Annotated in this window: 9 protein-coding genes; 8 read left to right on the top strand and 1 reads right to left on the bottom strand. The window is 52.0% G+C overall.

Going from position 1 to position 6,585, the window contains the following annotated elements:
* Positions 1-296: 296 nt before the first annotated feature.
* A complete protein-coding gene (locus tag ACS8Y6_RS04390; protein WP_440851652.1) occupies positions 297-1,271 on the bottom strand; it encodes an integron integrase in 975 nt (324 codons plus the stop codon).
* Positions 1,272-1,435: 164 nt separating this feature from the next.
* On the opposite strand from ACS8Y6_RS04390, the gene ACS8Y6_RS04395 reads away from it, so the two are divergent.
* The 8 genes from ACS8Y6_RS04395 to ACS8Y6_RS04430 all read left to right on the top strand — a co-directional run bounded on the left by ACS8Y6_RS04395 (position 1,436) and on the right by ACS8Y6_RS04430 (position 6,581).
* Positions 1,436-1,807, top strand: coding sequence for a hypothetical protein (locus tag ACS8Y6_RS04395; RefSeq protein ID WP_440855036.1), 372 nt, complete (start codon positions 1,436-1,438; stop codon positions 1,805-1,807).
* 155 nt (positions 1,808-1,962) lie between these two features.
* Positions 1,963-2,154 carry a DUF2188 domain-containing protein gene (locus ACS8Y6_RS04400; protein WP_440855037.1) on the top strand — a complete coding sequence of 64 codons (192 nt, stop codon included), beginning with the start codon at positions 1,963-1,965 and terminating at the stop codon, positions 2,152-2,154.
* Between the two features lie 5 nt (positions 2,155-2,159).
* Positions 2,160-2,783 carry a hypothetical protein gene (locus ACS8Y6_RS04405; RefSeq protein ID WP_440855038.1) on the top strand — a complete coding sequence of 208 codons (624 nt, stop codon included), beginning with the start codon at positions 2,160-2,162 and terminating at the stop codon, positions 2,781-2,783.
* Between the two features lie 152 nt (positions 2,784-2,935).
* On the top strand, positions 2,936-3,256 hold the full coding sequence (locus ACS8Y6_RS04410) for a hypothetical protein (protein ID WP_440855039.1): 321 nt from the start codon (positions 2,936-2,938) through the stop codon (positions 3,254-3,256).
* Complete coding sequence (locus ACS8Y6_RS04415; RefSeq protein ID WP_440855040.1) at positions 3,253-3,660, top strand: hypothetical protein; 408 nt, start codon at positions 3,253-3,255, stop codon at positions 3,658-3,660. Before ACS8Y6_RS04410 ends, ACS8Y6_RS04415 begins: the two co-directional genes overlap by 4 nt.
* A gap of 172 nt (positions 3,661-3,832) precedes the next feature.
* Positions 3,833-5,236 carry a hypothetical protein gene (locus ACS8Y6_RS04420; protein ID WP_440855041.1) on the top strand — a complete coding sequence of 468 codons (1,404 nt, stop codon included), beginning with the start codon at positions 3,833-3,835 and terminating at the stop codon, positions 5,234-5,236.
* A gap of 125 nt (positions 5,237-5,361) precedes the next feature.
* Positions 5,362-5,757, top strand: coding sequence for a DUF6680 family protein (locus ACS8Y6_RS04425; protein ID WP_440855042.1), 396 nt, complete (start codon positions 5,362-5,364; stop codon positions 5,755-5,757).
* A 503-nt stretch (positions 5,758-6,260) separates the two neighbouring features.
* The gene (locus tag ACS8Y6_RS04430) at positions 6,261-6,581 is read left to right on the top strand and encodes a hypothetical protein (RefSeq protein WP_440855043.1); all 321 of its coding nucleotides are present in this window, start codon (positions 6,261-6,263) and stop codon (positions 6,579-6,581) included.
* The last annotated feature ends 4 nt before the right edge of the window (positions 6,582-6,585 follow it).

Here is a 6,585-nt window from a genome sequence, read left to right on the forward strand (position 1 = left end):
CACAACCCGGCGGGCCGGCCCTCGGTTGTTTACGCAGGCGGGGACCAAATTGCAACCGGGCGCCGCGCCGCCGCTGGTTCATCGCGCCCAATGGCGTCTCCGGGCTTGTCGCCGCGTCGTCGCTTCGCCGGGGCGAAGCTTGCGCGCGAACCGAAAGGCGGCCACAACGTACCGGGCGGCGAACCATACACAGAATCTGTGGATAACGCCGTGGGCAAGTCGGCCATCGGCCCGGCCGGCATGGGCGCGGCGCGGCCGGTTAAAAATTGATCGGCCATAGCCGGAAGCAGGGCAGTTCAGCTATCGAGCGGGCTGACCACGCCGCGCCCGCCCAGCTTGAGCACATGCGTATAAATCATCGTGGTCTGCACGCTTTTGTGGCCGAGCAGCTCCTGAACCGTCCGGATATCGTTGCCGCGCTCCAACAGGTGCGTGGCAAACGAGTGTCGTAGCGTATGGCAACTGGCCTTCTTGTGGATGCCGGCGCGCTTCACGGCGCCCTTTACCGCATGCTGCAAACCCTTCTCACTGAGATGATGGCGGCGTGTCCTGCCCGACCGCGGATCCGTCGACAACCGCGACGAAGGGAAAACGTATTGCCAGGCGAGTTCCGTCTGCGCGTTGGAATACTTCTCCGCCAATGCCGTGGGCAGATAAACCGAACCGTAACCGGCCGCGAGATCGGCCCGATGCTGCGCCGCGACGCGATCGATTTGCGCTGTCAACGCGTCCGTGACCGAGGCGGGCAGCGGTGTGACCCGGTCCTTCGCCCCCTTGGCATCACGAACCACGATCTGCCGGTACTCGAAGTCCACATCCTTCACCCGCAGCCGAACCGCTTCCATCAGCCGCAACCCCGACCCGTAAAGCAAAGACGCCATCAGCCGGTAAGTACCGTCCAGCTGCGCCAGCAGGCGCGCGACCTCCAGCGCGCTCAACACCTCCGGTATCCGCGCCGGGCGCTTGACGCGCACCACGTCATCCATCCACGGCAATTCCGTGCCCAGCACCTCCTTGTACAGAAACAGCACTGCATTCAGTGCCTGATTCTGCGTCGACGCCGCCACGTGGCGGTCGACCGCGAGATGCGTGAGAAAAGCCTCCACCTCCGGCTTGCCCATATCGTTGGGATGCCGCTTGCCGTGAAACAGGATAAAGCGACGAATCCAGGCAAGATACGTCCTCTCGGTTCGGATGCTGTAATGCTTTAGCCGTATGCGCTCGCGGACACGATCGAGTAGCTTCGGCGGCTGATTGGGCGATTTAGGCATTTTTAATAACTGGTTAGCGGTCTATTGTTATTGCATGCCGCATAACGGGCAGCCTGCATTGCCTTTGGTTATTACTATACGAAAATGCGATGAAGTGCTATACCTACTTTCAGCCGTATACTTGGCGTTGGGGAACAGCAACTTTGGTTCAGACAAGGGGTAATATGAGCAAACTTAGTAGCGAAGTGTCAGCGGAACTTGTCGCAAGTTTTTATAAAGCGGCTATTTCTTTGGTCCTCGCTACAGCAGGTGGGCAACTTGCGCTAATAGAGACAGTTTTCTCAGATTCAAACTGCAGCTTGCTCGCTTATGTATCCCTAATTTTGGTTCTGCTGAGCGGCATATTTGATCTCGGCGCATACGAGACCATGGTTAATCGTTTGTCGAAGACAGATAGCCCGAAGTGTTCGCTAGCTGAAAATCTCGAGAAATTTTCGCCAAAATCTGAAGGTGTGGAAATAGCTTTGAGGCATGTCAGCGGTATTCTTTACGGATCGGGAATTGTCTGCTTCGCTGCGTTCGCCTACCTGTCGTAGCCTTAGCAGGAAATTTCCCAACAAGTCGCTGCAGCTGACCGCCCAAAGCGCTGCCGCGCTTCGGGTTCCCTCCGCGGCCTTCGGCCGCTCCGGCGGCAACTGAGCTTCGGCGTTATACCTATAGCACCGCGTTTCAGTAGTTCTTGAGAATAGATATGGCAGGCAAAAAACATCACGTGCTACGGAACCCATCCGGCGGATGGAGCGTTAAGAAGGAAGGCTCCGCTCGGGCATCTGGCAAATTTGCGACACAGAAGGAAGCTATCGAAGCAGCCAAGGCCATAAGCCAAAAGCAAGGCACGCGAGTTGTAGTTCACGATCGCAATGGCCGTATTACCAAGCGGTAGCTAGCGTGAGCGAAAATAATTTCGAGCAAAGCGTTTTTATCAATTGCCCATTTGACGATGATTATCGGCAACTACTTTTGGCAATTATTTTTACCGCAAAATTTCTAGGCTTTAATCCGCGCCTCACCCTAGAGCGCGCAGATTCCGGCGCCACGCGTATTTCACATATTATAGAACTTATAGCGGAATGTAAGTTCGGAATTCACGACCTATCTAGGCTGCTAGCTACTGAAAAAAATCAGCCAGCTCGTATGAACATGCCGTTCGAATTAGGTGTCGATTTCGGATGTAAAAAATTCAAAGAAGGCGAATGGCAAGATAAAAGAATTTTAATTTTGGAGAAAGAGCGTTATCGCTATCAGGCTGCTCTCAGCGATCTTTCGGGGTCCGATATCAAAAACCACGACGACGATCCGATGCGATTAACCAAAGCCGTACGTGATTGGTTTGTAACGGAGGTCCTTGGAAAGGGGCCGAGTCATAAAGTTATATGGTATTCGTTTAACGATTTCACGGCTGCTCTGGAGGAAAACCTTATTCAGGAAGGTCACGAACAAGAGGATTTTGGAGAGGTGCCAATACCTGAGGTGATGTCCTACATGGATCATTGGTTCGTTGAGCGCGTATAACCAGGCGCTACAGTTTACCGCCCAAAGCGCTGCCGCGCTTCGGCCGGCAACTGAGCTTAGGCGTTATACCGTCTCTCGCCTTAGAGATGACAAACCTATATAAACGCAATTGTAGTAGCAGGCTAACGTTTGATAACTAATAAGGTACTTGAATGAGTAAAGGCGCAAAAAACCATGACTCGCCTCAAAAAAATAAGAACGATAATTTGCTTACCGATAAACAGCGCAAAGAAGTCGCATCACGTCTTGAGGAAAGGGGCGTTAGAAATGCGTGCCCAATGTGTGGAGGCAAGAGCTGGACGGTTGCCGATGGTTACTTTAATCAAGCCTTACAAGGTGAACTAAAAGGCATGGTGCTTGGCGGCCCGAGCATTCCAAGTGCCGCACTGATCTGCACAAATTGCGGCTTTATGAGCCAACATGCGCTTGGGGCGTTGGGCTTGCTTCCTTCAACCACCGAGGACAAATCATGAATACCTCGGATGGTCAAATCGATTTACAAGAAGATTTCTCTCGTCAGCTAACCGTTCACAAGAGCCTTGACCAGGAAGTAATAGTAACCACCGCAGATAAAGTGCATCTTTGCCTAATAAAACATAGAGATAAGTTGACGGCCAAGCGCGAATGGACATTGCCTGCGAGTATCTGCATTACTTTAGTAGCGAGCCTCACTGCGGCTCAGTTCAGAGATTTTTTTCTCGATGCCGCCGTGTGGAAGGCTTTATTTATAATTTCAACAATAATAACTTTTATTTGGTTCTGCTTTGCCGTCAAAAAAGCATGGGACAATCGGCAGAGTGGCGATATTGACGAGATTGTTGAGGCTTTAAAGGCGCACTCAGGTAATAACGCCTCGAACTATACAAAAGGCGGCTAAATTAGTAACAAGCGAGAACTCAATCTTGGCAAGTGGTCTTAAGTATAACGATGCGCTGCAGTTGACCGCCCAAAGCGCTGCCGCGCTCTGGGTTCCCTCCGTGGCCTGCGGCCACTCCGGCGGCAACTGAGCTTGGGCGTTAGACACGATCCACAGACTTTGACGCAATGAAATGATTACTTTCAGTACGGAATTCCCGTTATCTTCCGAAGTTACGGTACAGGACGTCTTACGTTTAGCTTGCCGATGGCTAACTGGGAGCCCTCATACTTCGTTAGAGGAGTCGTCGTTCGAATCCTTACCAAAAGACGATTCACTCACAGTAAAAGCCGGACACGAGACTGTCATTCTCGCTACCGCAAGTACGGCTGAGTATGAGATTGCGGGACTGCAATATCGTAAGACGGATAAGGGGCTTAATTGGGTAACGGCGATTGTAGCGCGAAAAGAAGATGAGGAGATACTTTTTAGCGTGCAAGTATCCTGTGAATCTCTTGGAACCTTAGTCAATCTTCCAGCCGCAAAGAAACCTTTCATTATAAAGCAAGTAATAAAGACTTTAGGTGGTGGGGAGGATGGCCAAATCCCGGTCGCGGATAAGCCCTTCGTATTAAAAGACCAGCACGTCCATGCCGCTGCAGCCTTGATAAAGGGCGAAGCGGAAAATAAATTACCGATCGTTTATGTAAGTGTTGGTTTCAATGGGACTCTTGCTATCGATCCGGCGCGCTTGGCTCCTTTCGTATCCGGATTAGCTCATGTTGTAGTTGAGCCGTCTAGAAGTTTTTCTACCAAATTACGTCATCTCGTTCGCGGCAGGAACGTTTATGACGGCACTATTGGTGTCTACTGGCCGCAAAGTAGTGCTCGAAAATCTTACTTCTTGGCTCGCTACGATGACGATCCAATAGCTCTACAACGCGCAATTTCTGACGAGCTGCAGCAAGCGCTTTCCAATCGTCGCCTCACGACGAATTGCACCTGGCTTCACCTTCAAGAAGAGCTATCTCGTGTCCGAATAAATGCCCTGAGAGAGAATAAGTCTTCGTCAGTGGACGAATATGTTGAAGCTTTTGACACCGAGCTTAAAGCGAAGGAGCAGCGTATTCGCGAAGCTGATAACGAAATTTATAAACTTAAGGCAGAGCTGCGCCGCTACGACAACAATGCTGGCTCTGATTCGGGAATGCTCTTAACTTTAGGCGAAGAGCAAGACCTTTACCCTCAAGAAATTCATGACCTAATAATATTAGCGTTAAAGGAATCAGTAAAAAATACTCACGAAGGAAGTCGCAGAGAACATGTGGTAAACGATCTAATAGCCGCAAATGCGATAGGCTCTGACATGGAAGAGATTGAAAAATGCATTAAAGAGACCTTGAGCGACTACCGAAAAATGAGTTCAAAAAAACGCTCGTCGTTAGAATCACTAGGCTTCACGATAACTGAAGACGGCAAGCATTTTAAAATCGTTTTTCGCAGTGACAATCGATACACCTTTATTTTGCCTAAAACCAGTAGTGACCATCGCGCAGGAAAAAATGCCGCCAGTGATATTACTAATAAGCTTTTTTGATATTAGTGGCTAACAAGTCGCTGCAGTTGACCGCCCGAAGCGCTGGCGTGCTTCGGGTCCCCTCCGCAGCCGATGGCTGCTCCGGCGGCAACTGAGCTTCAGCGTTGGGTATTTAAGGAGAAAGATTGACAACATTAGCCGTATTAGTGGCATTAGTTGCCTCATTGCTTTCTGGGATAGCCGGCGTGGTGCTCTCGTTCGGGTTCTATTCGTGGCTCGAGCGCCGAAGACTGAAAGTCGAGACCGCACGTAAGTTATTCGGCAACAGGCATCGTGTCCACGAACACCAGTTCCAAGAAGCAATTAACGAAGTAATGATTGTGTTCTCGGATAGCCAGCTTGTGATTGACGCTATGGAAAACCTCTGGAAAGTAGTCGAGACACCTCAAAGTTCACGTGCCGCCAATGCTGCTGACGACGCTCTTATCCAGCTAATGAAAGCGATTTGCGCGGATTTAAAAATTAAATATAAGCATTTGCCCGATACGTATTTCCTGCGATTTTTCAGTATTCCGAGATGATACCCAACAATCCGCTGCAGTTGACCGCCCGAAGCGCTGCCGCGCTTCGGGTTCCCGTACGCCCGGCATGGGCACGATCTTGGAGGTGAAAGTCCTCTCATAAGTAGGCCATAACGAATGAAGCGAAGCGCAACTGCGTGAGGGCGACCGAGCGTGGGGAGGAAGCGTGGAGCGAAGCCGTGAGCCGATGAACAAGAATCGGATATCAAGGCGCTGTCAGGCAGGGCGAGCAGGCGGGACACTGCGAAGCTCTCATGGCCAAGGCGTGGCAACGTAAATCCGGCGGCTGTGCGGTGACGGATCGTGTTCTTATCCGGGGAGATCTCGCCTTATGCCTGAAAGGGCAACGGAGTGTTTCCGGAGCGAGAAGTCAGCCGAGGCCATAGTAGCCGGTGACGGTGAAGGGCCAAACGAGAAGAGGTGTTAAAGGACCGGTCGATGCGAGACGTATGGCATCAGATGCTTGCCCAAGCAAGGCGGACGGACGTGGCAGCGGTGAAGCCGTGAACACGCCGGTCAGCGATGAAACGACCCGCCCGCGATCGGAAGCCCGAGACACCAAGCAAGACCTGCTAGAGCGGGTGCTTGCACGAGACAACCTGCAACGCGCCTGGAAACGAGTTAAAGCCAACCGCGGTGCGGCGGGTGTCGACGGGCTGGATATAGCCCGGACGGGCGCCCACCTCAAGACCGCTTGGCCGACGATTCGCGACCAGCTGCGTGACGGGCGCTACCGGCCCCAGCCGGTTCGCCGGATCACCCTCCCGAAAGCCGTAAGCGATCCACAAACCCCATCATTCACAGGCCGCGAGGTTCATGGCTAAATCC

The sequence above is a fragment of the Salinisphaera sp. RV14 genome, assembly GCF_052044135.1.
GTDB lineage: Bacteria > Pseudomonadota > Gammaproteobacteria > Nevskiales > Salinisphaeraceae > Salinisphaera.